This is a genomic window from uncultured Planktosalinus sp., from assembly GCF_963973675.1.
Classification (GTDB): domain Bacteria; phylum Bacteroidota; class Bacteroidia; order Flavobacteriales; family Flavobacteriaceae; genus Planktosalinus.
Map to the genome: position 1 here is coordinate 1 of NZ_CAXBAN010000440.1, position 1901 is coordinate 1901.

Sequence of the window (1901 nt, forward strand, 5' to 3'; positions counted from 1 at the left end):
TATGGACACTCCATCGATTTATTTGTCCCTTTGGCAGAAGAAAACGGTATTGATCATTTTTCGGTTTTTAGTGCAGATGAGGCGTATAAAGTTCAGAAAGCAAGTACACAAAACAGTCAAATTATGATTATGGGCTCGGCTGAAAATGAACAACTGGAATGGGCTATAGAACACGATATTTCCTGTTATATTTTTGATATACATCGGTTGAAACAAGCTGTTTTTTTTGCAAAAAAAACAGCTAAAAAAGCCAAAATTCATATAGAAGTTGAAACCGGTATGCACCGCACCGGCTTTGATGTGCAAGAATGGCAAGAGGTTGCTGAAACATTAAAAGAACACCAAGATGTTTTAAGTTTTAAAGGTCTGTGCACCCATTTTGCCGGTGCAGAAGAAATTGCCAATTACTACCGCATCAAACAACAACAGCAAAACTTCAGAAGAGCAAAAAGATATTTTAAAGATTTTGGTCTTGAACCACAATTGATCCACACTGCTTGTTCTGCAGCAACATTGCGCTACCCAAGAACTCAGAATGATATGGTAAGACTAGGAATTGTACAATATGGCTTTTTTCCCACTAAGGAAGTCTTGATTCATTTTCTAGAAAAGATAAAAATGAAGGAAGATCCTTTACAAAGGCTTTTAAGTTGGAAGAGTAAAGTCATGGATATAAAACAAGTGAAAACAGGTGATTTTATTGGGTATGGCACTTCGTTTATGGCCGGAACAGACATGAAAATTGCCACCATACCCGTGGGCTACAGTCAAGGTTTCAGTAGGTCGTTGAGTAATCAAGGAAGGGTTTTAATCAACGGGCAGCGTGCTCCTGTTATTGGCGTTGTAAATATGAATATGATGACGGTTGATGTAACTCATTTAGATAGTGTTGAAAAAGGCGATGAGGTTGTTCTAATAGGGAAGCAAGGAGACTTGGAAATTGGTGTTAGTTCTTTTAGTGAATTTAGTAACCAGATTAATTATGAAATGTTAACGAGATTACCGGCTGAAATTCCAAGGAAAGTAGTTCGTTAAAAACAATAAATATTCTTTGTGTTTTGAAGAACTTAAATTAAGTTTATAGAATAATATAACTGTAGCTCTTTTATAATGACTAAAGATTTCCTTGAAAACTTTCTTCAAAATTATATGGTTCCCATATTGATTGTTTTGTTGGGTATTCTTGCAATAGCTTTGGTGTATTACAGGTTTCGGTTTGTATATCTTTCACGCAAAAAAAGGCAATTTCTTCCTAAAATTTCTGATGCTCTGACAGAACTGACTTTTTCAGGTTTAGAAGGTGAGGGTTTAAAAAATGAAATAAATAAATTTAAAAAACGCTTTCCATATCATAAACATTGGTTTCGAAAACTATTGCTTTCATCAATCATTGACTTGAGCCTTAATTTAAAGGGTGATTTGATTTACCAGGTAAGAGAGATTTACATGGCTTTTGGACTACATAAAAATAGTTTAAAACTCATCAAAAGTTCTTTTTGGTATACTAAATGTAAAGGCATTTATCATTTTCAGGCATTAAATTTTGTGCATGGTCAAAAATATATAAAGCCCTATATTTCCTCTAAAAATGAGATTTTACGATCCAATGCTTTTATAGCACATTTATACCTTACTACAGAGCCTTTTGATTTTTTGGTTGATTATTCGTTTCCCTTATCAAGCGTTAATGAGTATAAAGTAATTGATGTATTTTATATGAAAAAAGAGCCAATTCCTAAAAATATAGATAAATGGTTGGACGCAAACAATGAATCGATAGTTATTTTAGGTTTAAAAGTGATGGTTTTTTATAATTATACTGGTGCTGCTGAAAAAATTATTTCTCTAATCAATCACAAGTATTATAGAATTAGAGAAGAGGTTATTCTCTCAATTAGGGA

At 33.2% G+C, this 1901-nt stretch carries 2 protein-coding genes; both read left to right on the forward strand.

The features are described from left to right. On the forward strand, window positions 1–1035 hold a 1035-nt coding region (gene alr, locus AACY61_RS13105; protein WP_339612028.1), incomplete at its 5' end, for an alanine racemase. A gap of 75 nt (window positions 1036–1110) precedes the next feature. Next, the coding region (locus AACY61_RS13110) for a hypothetical protein (protein ID WP_339612030.1) at window positions 1111–1901 on the forward strand (791 nt) is incomplete at its 3' end.